Genomic DNA, 22,308 nt, shown 5'->3' with positions numbered 1-22,308 from the left:
TTGCCTAAAAACTTCATTATTATGAAACAAGGTATCCATCCAGAAAATTACCGTTTGTTGTCTTCAGAGACATGAGTAACGGTGTTGAATTTTTATCTAAGAGCACAGCTGCCAGCAGCGAAACAACCGTTTTTGAAGGTGTTGAATATCCGGTGATCAAATTGGAAATTTCCAATACTTCTCACCCTTTCTACACTGGTAAAAACGTTCTTGTTGACACCGCCGGTCGTATCGACAAATTCAACAAACGTTACGGTAAGAAAAATAAGAGGAACCGAAAGGATCAAAACCTTTTAGGAATTATAAGAAGAACCGCTGTATATGCAATAAAGCATGAACAGCGGTTCTTTTTTCGTATAAAGGTTAAAAGCTTTCGGCCAATGGAGATTTGAATCCAAGGCTATTGCGCTAAATAAATATCGACAGCCTTAGACACTTATCTGCATAAAGTAGATTGATAGAAGTAATAAGGACCTTACGAGTCCATAAGTCGTTATTTTTCACAACAAACTTCCTACAAACTTCCTACAAACTTCATACATCCTTTAGTTGGCTGCTATCTCTAAGGCGGGCTAACTGGGAAAACTGGGCTTGTTGGGCTTACTAGCCGGCCAGGTGCATTTCTGGATCCGGGACTTCCTTTGGCTTTGTTTTTTTGCCTTTGTAGCTGTATACGGTATAGCTGCAAACCAACTTAGCGGTATACTTAGCAACATAACAACCGACCAGCATGGGGATAAACAAATCAAAGCCGTTGTGAACCAGATTGCAGGTCAAAAATACAGAAGTAAGCGGTGCGTGAATGGCTGCGCTCAACATGGCACCACCCCCAATCAATGCAAAATTGAGTGGGCTTAGATGCAGCCCAAACAGGTGATTACTGACCAGGGCCACAAACATCCCGAAGACGGCCCCCCCAATAATGGAAGGTGCAAATACACCACCATCTCCTCCGGCGCCCAGTGTCAGCGAGGCTACCAGTGGTTTCAATAAAGAAATACATAGAATGGTCAGGGCAAAGGGAATAGAAAAAGAGGTATCCTCAATGCGAGATAAGAGCTCTGGGAATGCGTGATAAGAATCGCCATATAGCTGTGGAAAAGCAAGGATAGCTAGTCCAACCAATATAGCGCCCAGGTTCACCCGGATAAAATTATTGCTGATATTGCCAAACTTCTCCTTGATAAAGATAACGGATTTGGTAAAATACACTGCCAGCAGCCCTGCAATAGCGCTTAAAACCAGTAAAAACGGTATGGCATGCATTTCCCAGCCAGAAACGGTTAATTGCTTGAAAAGCATTTCATTTTCGATGAGCGACATAAATAGCCAGGACACGAAAACAGAACAAAAACAGCTCAGCAAAATGGTTTTGGAGGCTTTACGGGCAATGACTTCCACGGAAAATAACAGTCCGGCCAATGGGCTTCCAAAGAGGGTAGCAATGCCTGCCGCTACACCCGCACAAATCAGCTCCGTTTTATGTGCCTTGGCAACAGAGGCCTTTTTGCGGGCAACCGCTCCAACAGTGGCGGTAGCCACAACCGTGGAAACTTCCACTCCGGTAGATCCGCCAAAAATGACAGTCAAAAAGCCATTGATATAGTGGGAAGGGATTTTGAATGCAGGTAATTCATTACGTCTTTCTTCTATCGTATGATAGATTTCCTTAATCCCTTTATTTTGTTTATTCTTAAAGGCATATTTACGCAAAAAATAAATCAGGGTAATCCCAATAGAAGGCAGGACAATAAAGATCCAGGGTAAACTATGAGCCTTATCTATAATACCTTCCTCATAATATGCTGTTATGCGCTTTAAAGAGTCTGCCAGTAGGGTAGAAGCCAGTCCTACGGCCAGTGAAGCAACAATGAGCTTTGCATAATTTATGGTGAGTACTTCTTTGCGCATCCGATATATTTAACGTCGTATGAGAGCCATTTGTTATTGATAATCAAGTTACCACAGTTCGAGTAGCCTTTATATAGGATACTCAAAGCGCTGCAAAATTAAGACATAATAACCACTTTAACCAGAAATTAGCGAATCTTGGCAATCACTTAGAAAACACACATTTGTATGGCAGGTGTAATTTTGGGAGAACTATTATAAGCGCGCTTTTCTACGGTTCAATTTAAGGGAACTACTCACTTAATTTTTACTTTTTTGTGCAAAACAAAGCAAAAATCAGTTTCCCCCATTAAAAGTGTTTTGGAACTTAAATGGCAAAAAGCCTGCTCAGTTTATTTAAAAAGCTAAAAACCAATACTGCCTTATTACATATTACCCGTTTATCCACAAGGATTACTTAAAATAATTTAGGGGCGCCTGCACCCGGCGTAGGTGTCTTACCTAAATGTTGGTAGGCCTTTTCTGTCGCTTCCCGGCCCCTTGGCGTTCTTTGAATAAACCCTTCCTGGATCAAAAACGGCTCATATACTTCTTCCAAGGTTCCTGGTTCTTCTCCCACAGCAGTGGCAATGGTGGTTATGCCCACTGGCCCCCCTTTGAATTTCTCAATGATGGTAGCAAGGATTCGGTTATCCATGTCATCGAGTCCATCCTCATCTACATTCAGCGCATTTAATCCGTGTCGGGTAATCCCCAAATCGATTTGCCCGTCATTTAAGACCTGGGCAAAATCCCGGACCCTGCGCAGCAGGCCATTGGCAATTCTTGGGGTGCCACGACTTCTTCTGGCTATTTCCGCTGCTGCCTGGTCATCAATTTGGGTATGGAGAATATGGGCGCTTCTTTTTATAATTTTCTGCAGGGTCTCTGCATTATAATATTCCAGCCGACTTTTAATACCAAACCTGGAGAGCAGTGGCGCTGTCAACAGGCCGCTTCTGGTTGTAGCCCCAACAAGTGTAAAAGGATGAATGGATAATTGTACACTGCGGGCATTAGGGCCGGAATCAATCATGATATCGATTCGGAAGTCTTCCATGGCTGCATACAGATATTCTTCCACCACGGTGCTCAATCGATGGATTTCATCGATAAAAAGCACATCCCCTTCCTCCAGACTGGTGAGCAGGCCAGCCAGGTCACCTGGCTTTTCAATTACAGGACCTGAAGTTTCTTTAATATTTACCCCTAATTCATTGGCCACAATCCTGGAAAGCGTTGTTTTTCCAAGACCCGGAGGGCCATGAAAAAGCACATGATCCAACGCTTCTCCCCGGATTTTAGCCGCCTTGATAAAAATACGGAGATTCTCGACGAGCCCCGGCTGTCCGGAAAACTCATCGATTTCTTTGGGCCGGATGGTATTTTCAAATTCCCGATCCTTTGGGTTCAGCTCAGCGGCGTCTGGATTTAAATTTGGGTTAGACATGGGTTCAAAGTTATATTGAAAAACCCAAAAGTTAAAAGTATTTGCCCAGCAGCGGCAAAACTTGGAAAGTTGGCCGCTTTGGGGCAACTTTGTAGGGAGGGTATAAGTATTAAAACACTTACAACTATGGTATTAACGAAAAAAAGAAGGTATAAATATGCAAATGAAATATCAATTACTCGGTAAATCCGGCCTGAAAGTCTCTCAGCTCTGTTTGGGAACCATGGGGTTTGGAACAGCAGCGGGCTGGGGCGCCGATCTGGCAGGCTCTTTTTCCATTATGGACAAATTTGCCGAAGCTGGTGGCAATTTTATTGATACGGCCAATATTTATAAATTAGGCGAAAGTGAATCCATCATTGGAAAATACTTTTCCAATGATGAGACGGACAGGGATTATTTTGTACTGGCCACCAAATACAGTTTGAAGGACAATGAAACCAACCCCAATGCCAGTGGCAACAATCGCAAAAACCTGATGCGCAGCGTGGAAGGAAGTCTAAAAAGACTGGGCACTGATTTTATAGATCTGCTCTATTTACATATCTGGGATGATCTGACACCCATTGAAGAGGTAATGCGCGGACTGGATGATCTGATCCGCCAGGGTAAGGTCAACTATATTGCCATTAGCGATACGCCCGCCTGGGTGGTTGCCAAGGGCAACACCTATGCAGAGCTCATGGGCTGGAGTCAGTTTGCAGCCCTGCAGGTGGAGTATAGTCTTTTGCAACGTTCTCCCGAAAGGGATTTGATCCCTATGGCCAGCCATTATGGGATGAGTCTATTGCCATGGGCACCGCTGGCTGGCGGGGCATTAACGGGTAAATACCTCAAAGGAGATCCAGGCAGGATTAAGCCAGAAAGTAAAAGATTGAATGAAAACAGTGTTCGGATTACCAAAGAAGTCATGGATATTGCCAGCAAATACGGTGTAGCTCCTTCGAGTGTTGCACTGGCCTGGGTCCGCCAGCAATACAATAAGTGTATTCCCATTGTGGGTGCCACCAAAATGGATCAGCTGGCAGAAAACCTGCAATCGCTGGATCTGGAACTCGAGCCCGCCTTTTTGCAAAGGCTAAACGAAGTAAGCCAGATCGAGCTGGGCTTCCCAGGTGAATTCTTTCAGGAAGCCGGCGTACAAAAAAATAATTTTGGGGGATTTTATGACCGGATTATCAAAGGATAGCCATGACAGGGATTATTAAACCGAATCCTTTACTTTCGCTTTTAATTCTTTCATAGATAAGGATCATGGTTTACATGACTCCTTATCAAGCTAAACAATGAATTTGGAAACAAATATCTATACCGTCATTATGGCTGGCGGCATCGGAAGCCGTTTTTGGCCCAGTAGCCGCACCGCCAGACCCAAACAATTTATTGATATTCTGGGCACAGGGGAATCGTTGATGCAGATGACCTGGCAAAGAGCTCGCCGGTTTTCAAAGCCGGAGCAAATCCTGGTGCTGACCAACCAGCTTTATCAAAACCTTGTAGCTGAACATCTTCCAGAAATCAGTAAAACGAATATCCTGACTGAGCCTGCACGTAATAATACGGCGCCTTGTATCGCTTACGCTGCATTTAAGCTATACCAAAAGGATCCTGAGGCCATTATGGTTATATTGCCCGCCGATCACCTGATCTTAAAGGAAGATAAATATGCTGAAAAAATCCAGACGGCAGTAGATTTTGTGGCTAAAAACGAGGCGCTGGTCACGCTCGGCATCCAACCCACGCGTCCCGATACGGGTTATGGCTATATTCAGTTTACGCAAAACGCCACCCAGCCAACTGACAAAGGCAGAGCAATTGACACAGCGATTAATGTACTCCCGGTTAAATCTTTTAAAGAAAAACCTGATCTGGTTACGGCTGAGCGCTATTTGAACAGTAGACAGTATCTGTGGAATGCGGGGATTTTTATCTGGAAGGCCAAGGATGTTATCAGCGGTTTTAAAAAGTATCAACCGGATTTATATGCCTTGTTTGAAGGAGGTATGCCTTATTATAATACTGACCAGGAAAACGCCTTTATTGAACAACATTATAAAACGTCGCCTAAAATCTCCATTGACTATGCACTCATGGAAAAGGCGGACAATGTCTTTACCGTACCAGCAGATATTGGCTGGAGCGATCTGGGGACCTGGGCATCTCTATGGGATGTAAAACAAAAAGATGACGCGGGCAATGTGCTGATTTCTGATCAGCACATGGAACTTTCCCAGACAAAAGGATGCATTATCTCTAAGGATCCAGAAAAATTAGCAGTTATCGACGGGTTAACCGATTATATTGTGATTGACCAAAAGGATGTGCTGCTGATTTATCCCAAAAGCAAAGAACAGGACATCAAACATATTATCGCCAAATTGGAACAGCAAAAGGAAGCTAACAGGTATTTGTGAAACATGCCTTAATTTAGCCTGCTCATCTAGCGGCAATCCTTTTGAGCAATTTTTAATTTATAAAAAACATTAACGCCCCATGCAAGTCTCTTCAGCCAGTCAGCTATCGCAGTTCAAAAACAAGGTGGGTATACGCTTTCAGCTGTATAACAGCCTTTTTACTTCACTTCCTTTTCACCGCATTGAAAAGACAGGTGTATTACTGTCTTTGTTTCTGATTCATTGTGAGGAAGGCTTTAAGAAAGCGAAAAGTCCGGAAGAGATCATTGACAGCTTTCTACAGCAATACACCAATTATCCGGAAGGCAGAGAACAATTAGACCTTTTATTTCGTTTTATCCAGTATGCCGAAAGGCAGGTGGTCTTATTTGACGCCTTGGAAGATGCCTCCTTTGATTCCATTCAGGATTTAAAAGGCCAGGGCACCATCAGTCATCTCAGTTCAGAGGTGGTACAGCAGGAAAAGGAAGAAGCGCTGGCAAAAAAAGTCGATGACTTTTCTGTCAGGCTCGTCCTGACAGCCCATCCCACTCAGTTTTATCCAGGTGAGGTTTTAGGGATCATCAATGATTTGTCAAAAGCACTGATCAAAAGTGACACGCAAAATGTCAATGTTTATTTACAACAGCTGGCTAAAACACCTTTTCTGAAAAAACAAAAGCCCACGCCATTTGATGAGGCCATGAGCCTGATCTGGTATCTGGAAAATGTTTTCTACCAAGCGAGCGGCAAGATTATTGAACAATTAAAAAGTCATTTCCCCAATATCATGGAAAGCGATAATAATGCGCTGATTCATATGGGATTCTGGCCAGGCGGGGACAGAGACGGTAATCCTTTTGTCAGAGCAGATACCACGCTACAGGTGGCCGATCAATTACACAAGGCTATTTTGCACTGTTATTACAAAGACATCCGCCGCATGAAACGGCGCCTGACCTTTAAAGGGGTAGAGGAGGTGGTTGCTGATCTGGAAAAGAAATTTTATGCCTTGCTCTTTGAGCAAGCCAGTGATATCCAGATCACTCAGAGTGATCTGATTGGTACCCTAAAATCGATCCGTAACACAGTAGTTGAGCAACATAACGGTATGTTTGTTCAACTCATTGACGACTTGATCGGTAAAATCCAGATTTTTGGTGTTTATTTTGCCACCCTGGATATCCGCCAAGACAGCAGCCAGCACAAAAGGCTCATGACTTATCTAAGTGAAAATAAACTGGGACTTCCTCAAGGTTATGACAGTCTATCAGATGAAGAAAAGATTCAGGTGCATGAACAAATTCAAGAAGTGATTGATCCGTCCTTAGTGGAGGATGAACTGCTCCGGGATATATTTCAGTCCATGCAAGCCGCAAAAACCATCCAAGACCGCAATGGAGAAGAAGGTTGTAACCGTTATATTATCAGCCACTGTATGACGGCTGTTGATATGATGGAAGTCTTTGGCATGCTGAAGATGAGTGGCTGGAAAGAAAAGGAATTAAAAATAGACATTGTTCCCCTGTTTGAAACCATTGAAGATTTACAAAATGCAGCAGGAGTGATGGAACAACTCTACACAAATAAAACCTATAGAGACCATTTAAATAGAAGAGGCAATATACAAACCATCATGCTCGGCTTCTCCGACGGCACCAAGGATGGTGGCTACTTAATGGCCAACTGGTCTATTTATCAGGCCAAGGAAGCTTTGACGGCCATCTCCCGTCAATATGACCTGGATGTTGTATTCTTTGACGGGCGTGGTGGACCTCCAGCCAGAGGCGGTGGAAAGACCCATAAATTCTATGCTTCCATGGGCAACAAGGTATCTAATAAAGAAATCCAGTTAACCATCCAGGGACAGACCGTCAGTTCTAATTTTGGCACGGTTGAATCCGCGAAATTCAACATTGAGCAACTGCTCAATGCTGGAATTGCGAATGATATCCTGCCTTCAGCCAGAAGGACATTTACACCAGAGGAGCAGTCACTATTCAAGACTTTATCAGAAATCAGTTTTGAAGCCTATTGTGCCTTAAAAAATCATCCACTATTCCTGGATTACCTGTCTTTTGCCAGCCCGCTCAGGTTCTATGGTGCGACCAATATCGGCAGCCGTCCAACCAAGCGTAATGCGGCTAAATTGACGCTGGATAGTCTTCGCGCGATTCCGTTTGTGGGCTCCTGGAGTCAATTAAAACAAAACGTAACTGGTTATTACGGTGTGGGTACCGCACTTCAGGCCATGGAAAAAGCAGGCCGATTTGAAGAAGTCAAAGCATTATATAAGAATTCCTTGTTTTTCAGGGCGCTGATTGAAAACAGTGAGATGTCCATGAAAAAATGTTTCTTTCCATTAACACAGTTTCAGGCTACCCATCCCAAATACGGTGAGATTTGGAATATGGCCTATGAAGAGTACCTACTTTCTGAAAAAATGGTGCTTAAACTCACAGGAAATTCTGAATTGATGGCCAGCTATCCGGTGGAATCACTCTCCATTCAGATGCGCGAGCGTATTGTCTTACCGCTTTTAACCATCCAGCAATATGGTCTTGCAAAACACCATAAACTGGAAGAAAGTGGCAAAGACAGCGAACTACTCTCCATTTATGAGAAACTGATCATGCGTTGCTGTTTTGGTATTATCAATGCCGGCAGAAACTCCGCTTAAAAGCAGTGCTTAATACAGTCTTAAAATAAATAGCGTTTCAAAAGGTCAGATGCGATGCATCTGACCTTTTGGTATTTATCCAAGGCTCTATTTTCTGGACAACTTATTGGCTTTCTTTTGTATATTTATGTTCCAGCAATGTTTCCATCAGTCAATCCATACTATATATCATGAAAACAACACCAGCGAAAGTTACCAGGGGCCTGCTACTTATATTTTTGTTTTTAAGTATTGTATTTTTAATCATATCACTAACTTCTGACAATAAAACATATACCATCCTATTATACCTTTGTTCTGGCGTGATGGTTATCTCAGGCTATCTATATGGCTGGTTCAGAAATCGGAACCAAAATTAAGATAGTCCTTTGGGGGACGTTTATTTTTGTATCATTTTGTCCATTTACCAACATAATATATGGGGCTGTAGATAATTATAGCCTAAACGAGTAACGCTTTACTCACCATTACTCACCTTTACTCGCACCAGGCTTAATCCTAATTTTTATGCAATCCCTTAACGCCCTATCTTCTACAATTTAGAATTAAAAACGTAACTTCACCTTGACGGAGGCGCTTTAATTTTGTGTATAACCACAGCGCCTGCCGCAACGCTATTTTATAACATAAAAATCAACAATTATGAAACGTTCCGCCACTGCAGTCTGGAAAGGATCCATTAAGGAAGGGTCAGGTGTATTGACCTCAGAAAGTAAAACATTAGATAACACCCCATATTCTTTTAAATCCCGCTTTGAATCTGGTACAGGCACCAATCCTGAAGAATTGATTGGCGCTGCTCATGCGGGTTGTTTTGCTATGGCACTTAGTCTGGAACTGGGTAAAGCTGGCTTTACCCCAGAATCCCTGGAAGCCACAGCAACGGTAACCATGGATGCAGATAAGCTGGAAGTAACCCATTCAGACCTCGTGCTTAAAGCTAAAATTCCGTCCATCAATGATGAAGCGTTCCAACAAATTGCTGCGGGCGCAAAAGCAGGATGTCCAATAAGCAAACTATTAAAAGCTGAGATTAGCCTGCAGGCAGAACTTATTAGTTAGGACTAGCAGAGTAATACATTATCCATTTGGTCCAATTCATTGAAGGAACACAACAGGCAGTAGAAATTCAATTTCTGCTGCCTGTTTTTTGCCACAACCATTCAAATCAGGATTCTAATTAGATATTGAAAATTACCCATTTGGGGAGTTTACTTTACCAGCTTTGATATAAACTAGGTTCAAATAAAGCAACTTAAATACAATGAAATAATAATATGTAAATAATTCAATCAAATTAATCAATTTTTTGTATCTTCGTTACATAAAAATGGAGAATTTATATGATTATAGAATTTAGTTACCAAAATTTTAGATCATTTAGGGATGCAACAACTTTCTTAATGAAAGCAGATGCGGGCAAATCAAAATTGGATAACACTTTTATTGTGGAATTCAATACTGGCAATTCTATTCAATTACTTAAGACCGCTGTTATTTACGGAGCAAATGCCAGTGGGAAAAGTAATTTCATCAGAGCATTTTTTGCACTTACTTTCCTAATTAAAAATTCAGCAAAATTCAATATAGATCAGAATCAATTAATCACATATGAACCGTATGAATTAGACATCCATACTATAAATGCCCCGATCTCCTTTAAGATTGCATTTATACTTAAGGATATCAAATATGAATTTGAAATAGCGTATAATAAAAATAGAATTACCTATGAAAAATTGAACTTTTCTCCTAAAGGACAGGTCTCAAACATTTATACGAGAATAATATCTGAAAAAGAAAATTATGATACGATTGAACTTGGCAAAAATCTTTTAGACAAGAAAATCAATAAAAAGGTTTTTAAGAATCAACTTTATCTTTCAAAATTTGGAATTGAAACGCCTCATGACGAGCTTACGCCAATTTTTCAATATTTATCAAATATTAATATATGGAACGCTTATGACAAATTCAGTATATCTGATCTTTCAAAAGAAATAGCAACCTCAATAGCCCAGCCAGAAAACAAAATATTAAAAGACCGATTAAGTAAATTGATTCGAGTATCGGACACTAGAATAGAATCAATTGGTTCAAAAGAATTAAAAAAAGATAATTTTAAATTTCCTGAGGAAATACCTGAAAATGTCATAAATGATTTTCTAAGAGCCAATCGATTCCAGACTTTTGCCATTCATAAATTATTTGATGGTAAAAAGGAAATCGGTAAAACCGAATTCGATTTCGATAGAAAAGAATCAGTTGGCACCCAAGTCCTTTTGGCCTTGGGTGGGAAAATATTACAGACCTTAGAAAATGGGGGTATTTTGGTAATAGACGAATTAGACAATAGCCTTCATCCAAAGCTTTGTAAATTCCTTATCAGGCTATTCAACAGTAAAATTTCCAATCCTAAAAATGCGCAATTAATATTTGCGACACATGAAGTCACCCTTTTAGATCACGATGTATTTCGCAAGGATCAAATATGGTTTGTTCAAAAGGATAAGCATGGTAATTCTGAATTATATAATGCGGGAGATTTTGAAGGAATCAGAGATAGTACAAATTTTGAAGTATGGTATAGAACCGGAAAATTTGGTGGCAACCCTGAAATAAAGGAAATTGAATTTATTTATGAATAAATATGGTTAAAAGACACCCAACATTAAGAATATTTTTTGCTTGCGAAGGAGCTACTTAAGCAAATTAAACGGGACTCAAACAGCATTTTTAACCATCTCCTGCTAGCGGTAAGAAATTAAACAACTTTATTAACTGAAATGCTATAACCCCACAAAAAAATCTCTAAATAAAAATTCTTGTCCCTGAAAAATCTTCCCTGAACTCCTTAGGCGTACAACCCTTTCTTTTTTTAAATATCCGGTTAAAATTGGAGATATTATTAAACCCGCATAGATAAGCGATTTCTGCTATGCCATGGCTGGTTTCCATGAGCAGCCTGGTCGCATTACCAAGTCTGATTTCATTTAGGGTATCAATAAAAGTATGACCGGTCTTCGTTTTAAAAAACCGGCTAAAACTCACCTGAGTCATGCTGGCAAGCCCGGCAGCTTCCGCCAGCGTAACATCCTTATTAAAGTTCTTATTCAGATAGGCCATCACTTTTTCTATACGGCGACTATTATAGGAAATCTGTACATGCTGATAGCTTCCCGCGCAAAGGGTACGGATATCTCTGGAAGTAGACAGATCATGCAAAATAGAGAGTAATTCCAATACAGAATCAAATCCGGTTTTACTAACAAGGGAAATAATTCTTGGGCTAATGCGCTCAATTGTTTCTCTGGAAAATTTAATGCCACAACCAGACTTCTCAAACATGGCTCTTAAATGGCTTAATTGTTTTTTCTGTAAAAACTTTTCATCCAGTAAATCCTTATGAAATTGGATGGTCACTTCATGGATATTTTTACTGGTACATTGATCCGTAAACCAGCCGTGGGGTAGGTTAGGCCCCACAAAGACCAATTCCATGTCTTCTATTTGCTCCATATGGTCACCCACTACACGCTTAGCGCCCGATGCCTGTAATATAAGATTCAACTCATATTCTTCATGAGTATGTAAGGGAAAATCAAAGGTGTCCTTATGTCTGGAAAACAGGGTAAAACAGTCGTTTTGCGTCAGGGGGTTATTTCTCTTAATATTTCCATCATCCAGTCTTTATAAAAATATTTTCATTAATATACCTTTTAAGGAATTCATTCACAATGTAAATTTAAGGAGAAATCATGAATCATTAATAAAGTATCATTTTTGATCTTTGAAGTGCAGCAATATCCATTAAATGATTATTTGTGTTAATTGTAAATCACAAGCAAATTACATATGCAGTTAACTTCAATTTAAATTAATATTTACCAATACTTTATATACAATAATTTTATATTTTATATTATCAAATGGAAATTTAATTCAATGCAATTTTGCACAATTCTACATGCTAAAATCTATAAACCTGATAAAAATAAACAATACACAGTTAAAATAGTATTATGATAAGGCTGGTGCAATTTTTAATTTTGTTTAAAATCAAAAGACATGGTTAACACCATTTTACAAAATTCAAAAACAGATACCTACATTTGGTGAAGTTTCGTGGCATCGCAAATACATTCTTAAAAATCATTAAAAATACCAAAAGGGTGCACCATACAAAAAACAATTTCAAAAAAATAAAATTGCAGGGCAAGCTTGCCCTTATGGTGTCTGCCTGTCTGTTTAGCATAGGCTGCGCACACCCTGACGGCCAATCAAATGAGTCCAAGCCTGCACAGTATCAACGCAACCTAACAGGCTCGGATTCATTTGCAATCGGTAACGGCGTAAACTTGCAACCCTCTTATTATAATCAAGGTAAGGTCGATTTTGCCTGGCCCCTTATGCAGTCCAAGGACAAGATCAAAACTGTTCGTTTGGAAATCGAACCAGACAGAGTGCTTCAGGCGACAGACTGGATCAGTCAAGCCAGCAAAGCTGGATATACCATCATAGCCACCTATCATAAATCAAAAATACTAGGCTCCAACGATCCGGCAGCGGTACAGCAGGCAGCAAGCTGGTGGCAGCAAAATTACGAGAGACTTATTAGCGGGTTAGCTAAAAATGAACATGGTCATACAGACAGTTCCAGATTAATCATTAATCTGATTAATGAGTGGGGCAACCATAAAGTAACGCCAGCTAGTTATGCCACGACATATAACAGCGCCATTGCCACCATCAGAACATTTTATCAGGGTTATATCATCATTGACATCCCTGGCTGGGGCCAAGAAACTTATACAGCCTACCAGGCCTGCAAAACCAGTAACCCACGTATCACCGATCCCAAAATTGTATTGTCTGCTCATATCTACAAAGGCGGTTATAATCAAGGCCGAGGCCATACCCTTGAGCCAAAAGATCTGGAGGATATGCAAAAAACGGGCTATCCTTGTATAGTGGGTGAGTTCGGGACAGGGCAGGGGCCTTGCCACTGGGATAGCTGCGTGGATTACGCCAAAAAACTCGGCTGGCCAGTCATCGCCTGGTGCTGGAACGGTGATGGAGGCACGATGAATATGGTCAAGCCAGCCTGGAAAGTGATGCCCTCTGCTGGAAGCTATGGCTTCTCCACTTACTTTGACAGCCTTTATCAACACCTTTAATCTACCTTCTAAATAATTTACCGGCATATAACAACCAACATGAAATTACAATTTATTGATATTGCTATTTTAGTCACCTACCTGGTCACGATGCTTTGTATTGGTTGGTTCTATCGCAAGAAAGCCCGGCTAAACAAAGAAAATTATTTATTAGGTGGCAGATCACTTCCTTGGTACATGCTGGGGCTGAGTGATGCCAGCGATATGTTTGATATTTCAGGGACGATGTGGATGGTGAGCCTCTGTTTTGTTTACGGCTTTAAAAGCATATGGATCCCCTGGTTATGGCCTGTGTTTAACCAGGTTTTTATGATGATGTACCTGTCCAGGTGGTTACGGCGTTCAGGCGCGACCACCGGTGCCGAATGGTTGAGCACACGTTTTGGCAAGGTCGGTAAAGGCGTGCGCTCCTCTCATAATATTGTCGTTGTCTTTGCCCTGTTAAGCTGCCTGGGTTTTCTGGCTTATGGCTTTGTCGGGCTGGGTAAGTTTATGGAAATCTTTATCCCATGGCATATTGTAGCCCCCTATATACCCTTTCATATTCCAGCGGCCTATGTTCCGCACTTTTATGGCGTGATCTTTACCCTCTTTGCAGTTTTCTATTCTGTTTTGGGTGGTATGCACAGCATTGTACTTGGCGATGTTATCAAATACGCCATCATGACAATAGGCTGCGTCAGCATCGGTATTATCGCAATGATTCACTTGCGGGAGCAAAGCATTACTGTTCCAAAGGGGTGGAAAGATCCTTTTTTTGGTATGCACCTGCATATGGACTGGACAGGGATTATAGATGATGCGAATAAAAAAATAAAATCGGACGGCTTTAGTCTATTCGGCATCTTTTTTATGATGATGCTTTTCAAAGGATTATTTGCCAGCCTTGCGGGGCCTGCCCCCAATTATGATATGCAGAAAGTACTCAGTACCAGATCACCTGAAGAGGCCTCCAAGATGTCAGGATTTGTGTCAATTATATTACTACCTATCCGGTACACATTAGTTATTGGGCTTACTGTACTTGGCCTTTTATATTATCACCAAATTGAGCCGCAGATTCAGGCAGTGGGAGGAACGGACTTTGAAACCATTTTACCTGCAACCATCAACAATTTTCTGCCGGCAGGCTTAATGGGACTGGTACTTACCGGCTTATTGGGAGCATTTATGGGAACATTTTCAGGCACTTTGAACGCCGCCCAGGCTTATATTGTCAATGACATCTACCTGAAATATGTTAACCCCAATGCCAGTAATAAGAAGGTCATTACGATGAACTATATAGCCGGTGTAGGTGTTGTTACCATTGGCATCTTGTTGGGTTGCCTTATTGAAGATGTAAATACCATTTTACAATGGATTGTATCAGGTTTATACGGCGGTTATATCGCAGCCAATATGTTAAAATGGCATTGGTGGCGCTTTAATGCTTCGGGATTTTTCTGGGGAATGGTTGCAGGAATTGTACCGGCTATTGCACTGGCAGTACTCAAATCTTTCAATATCCTGCATGGATTGGATCTGTATTACTGGCCGATTATCTTTATACTGTCCTTAATCGGTTGTATCTGGGGAAGTTATAGCGCGCCTCCGACCGAGATCAATACTTTAAAACAATTCTATAAAAATGTCCGGCCTTGGGGTTTTTGGAAACCAATCCATGCCAAGGTAATGGCCGAAGATCCCAGCTTTGAAAGAAATCGCCATTTTAAGCGCAATATGTTCAATGTGGTCATCGGTATAATAGGGCAGCTGTGCCTAACGATACTTCCCATGTACTTTGTGCTGTGGATGAAAATGCCGCTTCTCATTACGATGGGCCTATTAGTGGTCATCATCCTGATCCTCAAAAAAACCTGGTGGAATAAATTAAGTGAGTACTAAAAAGGAACCTTTAAAAACACTAAGTCAAGAAAAGAAACAATCAATGATGTCAGAGAATTTTAAAAATAAAATAGCGAACATTCGGCAGCAATACGAATCATTGCTTCAATTACCGAATCCAGCGGAGCTGTATTCAAACGGAATTATTACTAGATTTCGCCATCCGGTCCTTACACCAGATCACATCCCTTATTTCTGGAAATACGACCTCAATGAAAAAACAAATCCATTGCTTCTGGAACGTTTCGGCATCAATGGTACTTTTAATGCAGGTGCCATTAAATATGAAGGTAAGTATCTGCTGATGGTAAGGGTAGAGGGCAAAGACAGAAAATCCTTTTTTGCCGTGGCTGAAAGTCCTAATGGCACAGATCAGTTTCGTTTTTGGGATTACCCGGTACTTATGCCTGGCACACCTGATGATGTAAACGTTTACGATATGCGACTTACTCTGCATGAGGACGGCTGGATCTATGGGGTATTTTGTACGGAGAAAAGAGATCCAGCAGCTCCCGATACAGATCAATCTTCTGCTATAGCCCAATGCGGCATTGCACGTACCAAGGATCTTAAAAACTGGATAAGACTTCAGGATCTTAAAACCAATAGTCCGCAGCAAAGAAACGTTGTGCTACACCCTGAATTCGTCAACGGGCAATATGCTTTTTATACCAGACCGCAGGATAGTTTTATACAGGCAGGTTCGGGTGGCGGCATAGGCATTGGACTGACCAGCAGCATCGAACAAAGCTATATTGAAAAAGAGGTAATTATTGACCCAAGGCGTTACCACACAATTTCTGAACTTAAAAATGGCCTGGGACCTGCCCCCATTAAAACGCCGGCTGGCTGGCTGCACCTGGCACATGGGGTACGTAATACGGCTGCCGGTCTGCGCTATACTTTATATGTATTTATGACGGATTTAAATGATTTAACCCGGGTTATCCACCGACCTGCAGGGTATTTGATTGCACCAGAGGGTACAGAGTATATCGGGGATGTTTCCAATGTGGTATTTTCAAACGGTTGGATTCCGGACGAAGACGGCAGGATACTTATCTATTATGCGGCCGCTGATTCTGTCATGCATGTAGCTGAGACGTCCATTGACAGGCTTATGGATTATGTTATGTATACACCCGAAGATAGTTATTATTCCGCCGGACAAGTCAGTATTCTAAATGGCATTATCAATAAAAATTTAAAATCATAACAATACCCCAAGCTTTGTTAAAGCGCAAAAAACCATGAGCATTACACTGGCAACCATAAAAGCCTTTCAAAAAGAATTAGCAGACGAGGCTATTAAAATTCTTGCTTACTGGGAAGCATTTAGTCCCGATCCAAGGGACAATGGCTTTTATGGAACTGTAACTGATGAAAACAGCCCCGTATTGGACGCTGTGAAAGGCAGTGTGTTAAATGCACGTATACTATGGTCTTTCGCTAATGGCTACGTCTGCACAAAAAGTGAAAAGTACTTGCAGTTAGCAAACAAGGCCTTTTCGTATTATTTGCTTCATTTTAAAGATCAAAAATTTGGTGGTGCTTATTGGTATGTTGAGGCGCCTGACAAAACAACTAAAAATAACCACGAGCATCTTGATCCGGTTGGCAGCAAAAAACAGGTCTATGCCCAGGCATTCTGGATTTATGCGCTCAGCGCATATTACAAAGTATCAAAAAGAGAAGACGTACTTTTAGAAGCAATTGCTTTATTTGAGCTGATCGAAAAATACAGTTTTGATCCTACCCTGGGAGGATACATTGAAGCTTTTAAAAGAGACTGGTCAAGTATTCAAGATCAAAGACTCAGCAGTAAAGACCTGAATTCTGCCAAAACCATGAATACGCATCTCCATATCCTGGAAGGGTATATGAGTCTTTATCAGGTTTGGCCGGACAGCCATTTAAAAGAACAAATCTGCCATTTGCTCGATCGATTTGATCAGCACATAATTGACCCCACTACACATCATTTGCGCTTATTTTTTGACGCAAATTTTGTCCCGCATGATGCCACCACGACTTCTTATGGCCACGATATTGAAGCGTCATGGCTCTTACTGGAAGCCGCCAATATCACTCAGGAACCTGTTTATATTGCTAAAATGCAAAAACATTGTACTGATTTAGCCACCGCTTCCTTAGAAGGGATTGATCCAGCTACCGGCGGACTGAATTATGAAAGCAAATTAGCCCCGGCAGATCCCAGTACAATCCATATTCTGGCAGAAAAGCATTGGTGGGTACAGGCCGAGGCGTTGGTCGGATTTTTAGAAGCATATCTACAAACCGGCAAATCCACATTCTATAACCAGGCAATGGCCATCTGGCAATATATCCAACACCACTTATTGTCTCCAACCGGAGAATGGCGTTGGGGGATAGATGCTCAAGGGCAGCCGATGACGGGTTATTATAAAATCGGCCTTTGGAAATGCCCCTATCATAACCTAAGGGCCATGCTAGAGGGGCAAAAAAGACTTAGCATCATACAAGACCAGCTATCCAATCCCCTTTAACGGGACAACATTCTCCAAGCCAATATATTTATTCAAAAAGCATTCATCATTAAAGTCCATGCATCCATTTAAATTCCTATATATTCCCAGTGCTATCCAAAAAATAGTCAAAAAAACATGGCGGCCACATCAATTAAACCGACTAAGTCTGATCACCATTTTGCTCTATTTCAGTATCCAGACCATCACAGCCGCGCCTGGTACCAAGGCAATAGTTAAGGATACTGCTGCCACTGCTATTACCAGAATTCACAACCAAACTCGATATATCCAAAAAACAGATTCCCTAAAACTTTACAGTGCCACTGATACTTTAATCCGGTATGTGGGTCGCATCGATTTCGCTCATCCGGAGTTAGCCCGGTTTTGGAATCCAGGTATTTACCTTTCGCTTTACTTCAAAGGCAGTAGTTGTAAGGTTATACTCCAGGATCAAGTTCAGTATGGTGTCCAGCATAATTATATAGAGATCGTCCTCGATGGAAAGCGTAAAAGAATTCGTTTAAATCATCAGACCGATACCTTAACGATTGCAACGGAGCTAAGCGCCGGCACACATCATTTGATTATCTGCAAAGACACAGAGTCTAATATTGGTTATATCAGTATTGCCGGTATACTGTGCCAGGCATTACTGCCCAATCAGGATTTAAAAAATGGGGAGAAATATTTAATTGAATGCTTTGGAGATTCTATAACCTGTGGAGCCTCCAGTGATCTTTCAGGCGTTCCCTGCGGCCAAGGCAGATGGGAGGACCAACACAACGCTTATATGAGTTATGGGCCTAGTCTGGCCCGCATGCTGCATGCAGATTGGATCATTACTGCCGTTTCAGGCATCGGTCTAATACACAGCTGTTGCGGTTTAAAAATAACCTTACCTGAGGTGTATGATAAACTGGCACTGTCTCCCGATTCAATCAATTGGAATTTTCAAAAATATCAGCCGGATCTCGCCACTATTTGTCTGGGTCAAAATGACGGCTTGCAGGATATGAATCAATTTTGTGCAGCCTATGTCGATTTTATCCAAAAACTACGCCTCCATTACCCAAAGACGACTTTTGTGTTACTTACGAGTCCTATGGCAGATACGGCACTTAGCCATTTCTTACAAAGCGCTATCGTTAAAGTCGAAGACGCGTTAAAAAATAAAGGGGAGCATAATACTTATCATTACTTTTTCAAAAACCGCTATAATGGTGGGTGCGACGGACACCCCACCACCCGGGAACACCAGAAAATCGCAACAGAACTTTTTGTATTTATCCAAAATATATTGAGGACTAAAATTATACCATCCTAAATCTAAGTCTAGGTTAAACCATAATAAAAGCATGAAAAAAATAATTAAAACAAACATTTGCGCGTCGATAAAAGCATCGAAAATTTCCAATAGTTCCAGCAATATGCATCAAAACTCCTGGTATAATAGCGTTTTGTTACCAGCAATCTTACTTCTACTATTGTTCGGCATTTTAATAAACACTGTCAAAGCCCAGAAATTTAAAGAACTGGCCTTAACACCACCCATGGGCTGGAACAGTTGGAATACATTCCAAACCCACATCAGCGAAGACCTAATCAAAAAGACAGCAGATAAACTGGTCAGCTCCGGTATGCGGGACGCAGGCTATACCTACCTGGTATTAGATGATGGCTGGATGAGTATGCAACGTGATAGTCTGGGATATTTGGTTCCAGATCCTGTTAAATTCCCGCATGGCATAAAAGCAGTCATTGATTATGTACATAGCAAGGGGCTCAAATTTGGATTATATAATTGTGCCGGCACGTTAACCTGCGCCGGTTATCCCGGCACCCGAGGACATGAGTATCAGGATGCGCGGCGCTATGCTGAGTGGGGCATCGATTACCTTAAATTTGATTGGTGCAGTTCAGACGGCCTCAATGCTCAGGAAGCGTATACAACGATGAGCAAAGCCATTAAAAAAGCGGGCAGACCCATTGTGTTTAGCCTTTGCGAATGGGGGAGTAGCCAACCTTGGAACTGGGCGACAAATGTAGGGCAGCTCTGGCGAACTACTGGTGACATTACAGCTGAATGCTGGGACTGCATCGTTGATAAGGGTTCCTATAGTCAATATAGCCCTATGACCATTATGGATAAACAAGAAGCGTTGTATCCGTTTGCCGGCCCCGGTCATTGGAACGATCCAGATATGCTGGAAGTGGGTAACGGCCATTTTACCGAGGGTGAAAACAGAGCCCATTTTTCCATGTGGGCTATGATGGCAGCGCCTTTGATGGCAGGCAACGATCTATCCAGGATGACACCCACAACGCTTGCGATACTGACTAATAAAAATGTCATAGCAATCGATCAGGATTCCCTGGGCATTCAGGGACACCGAAAAGAATGGACGGCAGACAGTGTAGAGGTTTGGATAAAGCCCTTAAAAAACAACCAATGGGCTGTCGCATTTTTAAATCGCGGTTCCAAAACCGCTCAGCTGCAATACACCTGGTCTGAAAAAGTGCTCAGGGACAGCGTCCATCATTTGCAATTGGATCTAAGAAATAGTCACTACCAGATAAGGGATGTTTGGCAGGATAAACCACTTGGATCAACAAATCAACCATTGAAAACAGTAATACCGGCACATGACATTTTGCTCATTAAAATACTCGCTCCATAAACGTTCAGTTAATAAATAGTGTTTATTTTTCCTTTCGCGCCTCCAGGAAAAACTAACACTGCTATGAAGAAAAGGCACAGCTAGGGAGTTGCGATATGGAATGTTTCGCTTAGATCATAAAGTTACTATTTTCTGGTGATTTTTAAAAAATTATCTCAAACTGCTATTTGTGATCATCCATTTTTAAATGGCGTCACCATTAAATGTCAAAGTTATAAAGGAGTGCGTATACTATTTAATGTCATCTACGTGACAGTGTTAGTTATTGCGCTTTCTCTCTAAAATGTTGAAGATTTTATGTTTTTTGAAAATCACTGCTATTATTTGTTTTATTATTTGTAGTTTTATTTTGTCAGGTAAAACGGACCCCGGCTCTGCAGCGGTGCAACCGGTGAAGGGATAGCCTGACCTGATAGAATGGGGCCAGTTTAATGATTTATTGAACTGGCCTTACCATTATCATTCTTTCAGTATATGCCTAAAAAAAACGAATTACGGCTTAGGCTTCTGCTGTTGTTGAATTTCTGCACGGGATTGTAAATAATCTGGGTCATAAGGCTTATTGTTTGTGACCACTCCCTTGGCAATTAAAGCCAACTTTCTGGCGACTTTCATAATTGCGTGCTTGTTGTTTTTTGCTGCGTGTTTCTTATAATATAATAACAAGCCAGCATCTTTGCGTATTGCTATCCAAGCAGCTTCTACTAACAGCGGCCGTAAATGCTTATTACAGCGTGGTTGTACGCCAAATGTTCTGGTACTGTCTCCACTACTGTGGTCCCAGGGGATCATTCCCAAGTAAGAACAATACTCACAAGGCGTTTCAAACCTATTAAAATCACCAATCTCAGCTATTAATGCTATTGCTGTGGTTGAACCAATTCCAGGTATTGTCAATAAATTATTGTATGCATCGGGGAATTTCTCTATTATAAAGGTCCTTAAGGATTTTGTTACCTCAGTCACCCTAGCCCTCTGCTCTCTGTAGTTGGTAATATATCGCTCCAAACTCGCCTGCCCAGCCGAAGTGGACAATTGTTGATTTTCAATCCACAATAGTTGTTTGTTGGTGAATTTTCCAACAACGACCATATCCTTAGGCAGGTGTATACCAATAAAATCCAAATAACTTTTAAGCCGGTGATTCGCCTTTGTTTGGTCACGCACTTGAGATTCACGAAGCCGGAAATAGCCTCTTAGCTCTTGTTGCTGATCAGTTAAAACGTGAATTGGCTTCAGAAGCCCTTTCTCAAGATATTTAGCGATAGTTCGGCTGTCATGAACATCGGTTTTGCTCTTTTTTTCTTTGTCCGTATTAGGTATATCTCCTGCATGAACAATTATATTTTGAATCCCCAACTTACAAAGTGCTGTATGAGAGGAGGTTCCACTGAAACCAGCCTCATAAGCGCTATAATAGGTGCCAGATGGAAATTTCTTAGTTAGATAAGAATGCAATGCTTTCGGATCTGGAGCCTGGCTAAAATGTCCTACTTCAAGATTTGAAGTTCTGACCGTAACGCTCCAGCTTTTTTTGTGCACGTCCAGACCGATGTAGAAGTTTTCACCGGTAAAGTCTCTGGAATGGCTTAAATTTGATAAAGGCATGGTTCAAAGTTTTAATTTTTGAAAAATGGGTGACT

The 22,308-nt window shown here is 41.3% G+C and carries 16 protein-coding genes; 12 read left to right on the top strand and 4 right to left on the bottom strand.

Annotation, left to right across the window (positions count from 1 at the left end; all coding sequences use genetic code 11):
• Positions 1-71 precede the first annotated feature (71 nt).
• A complete protein-coding gene (gene rpmE, locus FSB73_RS27715; RefSeq protein ID WP_394344802.1) occupies positions 72-392 on the top strand; it encodes a 50S ribosomal protein L31 in 321 nt (106 codons plus the stop codon).
• 211 nt (positions 393-603) lie between these two features.
• On the opposite strand, the gene FSB73_RS17010 is transcribed toward rpmE, so the two are convergent.
• Positions 604-1,911 (bottom strand): chloride channel protein, encoded by a 1,308-nt coding sequence (locus tag FSB73_RS17010; RefSeq protein ID WP_146784897.1) that lies wholly within the window; start codon positions 1,909-1,911, stop codon positions 604-606.
• Positions 1,912-2,308: 397 nt separating this feature from the next.
• Positions 2,309-3,340 carry a Holliday junction branch migration DNA helicase RuvB gene (gene ruvB, locus FSB73_RS17005; RefSeq protein ID WP_146784894.1) on the bottom strand — a complete coding sequence of 344 codons (1,032 nt, stop codon included), beginning with the start codon at positions 3,338-3,340 and terminating at the stop codon, positions 2,309-2,311.
• Positions 3,341-3,503: 163 nt separating this feature from the next.
• Between ruvB and FSB73_RS17000 the strand changes: the two genes are divergently transcribed.
• The 5 genes from FSB73_RS17000 to FSB73_RS16980 all read left to right on the top strand — a co-directional run bounded on the left by FSB73_RS17000 (position 3,504) and on the right by FSB73_RS16980 (position 11,061).
• Entirely contained in the window at positions 3,504-4,529 is a 1,026-nt protein-coding gene (locus tag FSB73_RS17000) for an aldo/keto reductase (RefSeq protein WP_146784891.1), read from the top strand.
• Between the two features lie 103 nt (positions 4,530-4,632).
• Entirely contained in the window at positions 4,633-5,754 is a 1,122-nt protein-coding gene (locus FSB73_RS16995; RefSeq protein ID WP_225974104.1) for a mannose-1-phosphate guanylyltransferase, read from the top strand.
• Positions 5,755-5,833: 79 nt separating this feature from the next.
• Positions 5,834-8,413, top strand: a complete 2,580-nt coding sequence (locus tag FSB73_RS16990; RefSeq protein WP_146784889.1) for a phosphoenolpyruvate carboxylase — start codon at positions 5,834-5,836, stop codon at positions 8,411-8,413.
• 642 nt (positions 8,414-9,055) lie between these two features.
• Entirely contained in the window at positions 9,056-9,475 is a 420-nt protein-coding gene (locus FSB73_RS16985) for an OsmC family protein (RefSeq protein WP_146784886.1), read from the top strand.
• A gap of 281 nt (positions 9,476-9,756) precedes the next feature.
• Positions 9,757-11,061, top strand: a complete 1,305-nt coding sequence (locus FSB73_RS16980; protein WP_146784883.1) for an AAA family ATPase — start codon at positions 9,757-9,759, stop codon at positions 11,059-11,061.
• Positions 11,062-11,224: 163 nt separating this feature from the next.
• On the opposite strand, the gene FSB73_RS16975 is transcribed toward FSB73_RS16980, so the two are convergent.
• Positions 11,225-11,983 carry a helix-turn-helix domain-containing protein gene (locus FSB73_RS16975; RefSeq protein ID WP_225974103.1) on the bottom strand — a complete coding sequence of 253 codons (759 nt, stop codon included), beginning with the start codon at positions 11,981-11,983 and terminating at the stop codon, positions 11,225-11,227.
• A 638-nt stretch (positions 11,984-12,621) separates the two neighbouring features.
• Here FSB73_RS16975 and FSB73_RS16970 point away from each other — a divergent pair.
• Genes FSB73_RS16970 through FSB73_RS16945 form a run of 6 tightly spaced genes read left to right on the top strand, consistent with a single transcriptional unit; the run spans position 12,622 to position 20,665 of the window.
• On the top strand, positions 12,622-13,590 hold the full coding sequence (locus tag FSB73_RS16970; RefSeq protein WP_146784877.1) for a cellulase family glycosylhydrolase: 969 nt from the start codon (positions 12,622-12,624) through the stop codon (positions 13,588-13,590).
• 39 nt (positions 13,591-13,629) lie between these two features.
• Entirely contained in the window at positions 13,630-15,477 is a 1,848-nt protein-coding gene (locus FSB73_RS16965; protein ID WP_146784874.1) for a sodium:solute symporter family protein, read from the top strand.
• 43 nt (positions 15,478-15,520) lie between these two features.
• A complete protein-coding gene (locus FSB73_RS16960) occupies positions 15,521-16,693 on the top strand; it encodes a glycoside hydrolase family 130 protein (protein ID WP_317132805.1) in 1,173 nt (390 codons plus the stop codon).
• 34 nt (positions 16,694-16,727) lie between these two features.
• Positions 16,728-18,005: an AGE family epimerase/isomerase gene (locus FSB73_RS16955; protein WP_146784871.1), complete on the top strand. Its 1,278-nt coding sequence runs from the start codon at positions 16,728-16,730 to the stop codon at positions 18,003-18,005.
• A gap of 58 nt (positions 18,006-18,063) precedes the next feature.
• Entirely contained in the window at positions 18,064-19,311 is a 1,248-nt protein-coding gene (locus tag FSB73_RS16950; protein WP_146784868.1) for an SGNH/GDSL hydrolase family protein, read from the top strand.
• A gap of 31 nt (positions 19,312-19,342) precedes the next feature.
• Positions 19,343-20,665, top strand: coding sequence for a glycoside hydrolase family 27 protein (locus FSB73_RS16945; RefSeq protein WP_225974102.1), 1,323 nt, complete (start codon positions 19,343-19,345; stop codon positions 20,663-20,665).
• Positions 20,666-21,157: 492 nt separating this feature from the next.
• Here FSB73_RS16945 and FSB73_RS16940 read toward each other — a convergent pair whose 3' ends face one another.
• Positions 21,158-22,273 carry an IS110 family RNA-guided transposase gene (locus FSB73_RS16940; RefSeq protein WP_146784865.1) on the bottom strand — a complete coding sequence of 372 codons (1,116 nt, stop codon included), beginning with the start codon at positions 22,271-22,273 and terminating at the stop codon, positions 21,158-21,160.
• Positions 22,274-22,308: the final 35 nt, after the last annotated feature.

The sequence above is a fragment of the Arachidicoccus ginsenosidivorans genome, assembly GCF_007971385.1.
Taxonomy (GTDB): Bacteria; Bacteroidota; Bacteroidia; order Chitinophagales; family Chitinophagaceae; genus Arachidicoccus; species Arachidicoccus ginsenosidivorans.
Note: the sequence above shows the minus strand (reverse complement) of the source record. Positions and strands in the feature narration are given on the sequence as shown.